The sequence below is a fragment of the Actinomadura sp. HBU206391 genome (assembly GCF_014323665.1).
Lineage (GTDB): Bacteria > Actinomycetota > Actinomycetes > Streptosporangiales > Streptosporangiaceae > Actinomadura_C.
In genome coordinates this window covers 1-1,032 of the sequence record NZ_JABVEB010000566.1, presented here as the reverse complement: position 1 = coordinate 1,032, position 1,032 = coordinate 1, and the positions used below count along the sequence as shown (strand labels likewise).

Here is a 1,032-nt window from a genome sequence, read left to right as displayed (position 1 = left end):
GGACTCCAACGGAACTCGAACGCCGGCGATTCGAAAGCCGGGTGCCCTGCGCTGGTTTCGCACGTGGTACCGCCAGGATGAGTTCATGGATGTGAACGAGGTACTGCTACCGGGCGTCGGGCTGCGCTATGAGTTCATCAACCACGAGGGCGACCGGATCGGCGTCATCGCGGAGCGGACCGGGGAGTTCGAACTGGTCGTCTATGAAGGCGCCGATCCTGACGAGGCTCGGTCGATATTAAGGCTCGACAGCGAGGAGGCCGATACGCTCGCCGAAATCCTCGGCGCGCCGCGTATCGCCGAGCGGTTCGCCGATCTGACCAGGGAGGTGCCCGGCCTGAGCGCGGGGCAGATCGAGGTTCCGGCGGGCACACCCTATGTCGGTCGTCCGCTGGGGGCCACCAGAGCGCGGACCCGAACCGGTGCCTCGATCGTGGCGATCGTCCGCGATGAGGGCGTGATCGCATCACCGACGCCTGACGAAGTACTCCGGGCCGGTGACGTTCTGGTGGTCATCGGAATGCGCGACGGTATCGCCGGCGTGCGACGGCTCATCCACGCCTGAGCCATTGCACACCTCCGCCGTCCTGCTGCTGGAGCTGGGCATCATTCTGGCCGCCCTGAGTGTGCTGGGCACTCTGGCGCGGCGATTCGCGCTGCCGCCCATCCCTCTTTATCTCCTCACGGGCCTGTCTCTTGGTGAAGGAGGCATCGCCCCGGTCCCGTCCGCCGGTGAGTTCGTCCAGATCGGGGCATCCATCGGCGTCGTCCTGCTCCTGCTGGTTCTCGGCCTGGAATTCTCCATCACCGAACTCACCGTCAGTCTGCGCCGGCACGTGCCCTCCGCCACGGTCGACCTTGTACTGAACGCCGTTCCGGGCGCCGTGGCCGGATGGCTGCTCGGCCTGGACGGTATCGGCATCCTGGCCATCGCCGGGGTGACCTGTATCTCCTCCTCGGGCATCATCGCGCGGCTGCTCGGCGACCTGCGACGACTCGGCAACCGGGAGACCCCCGCCGTCCTGTCGGTAC

2 protein-coding genes are annotated in these 1,032 nt (G+C 66.8%); both read left to right on the top strand.

The window, feature by feature from the left end:
* Window positions 1-85: 85 nt before the first annotated feature.
* Window positions 86-565: a cation:proton antiporter regulatory subunit gene (locus HKK72_RS39450; RefSeq protein ID WP_187239458.1), complete on the top strand. Its 480-nt coding sequence runs from the start codon at window positions 86-88 to the stop codon at window positions 563-565.
* Between the two features lie 4 nt (window positions 566-569).
* Window positions 570-1,032 (top strand): cation:proton antiporter (locus tag HKK72_RS39445; RefSeq protein ID WP_187239457.1); only part of this gene is annotated, 463 nt, incomplete at its 3' end.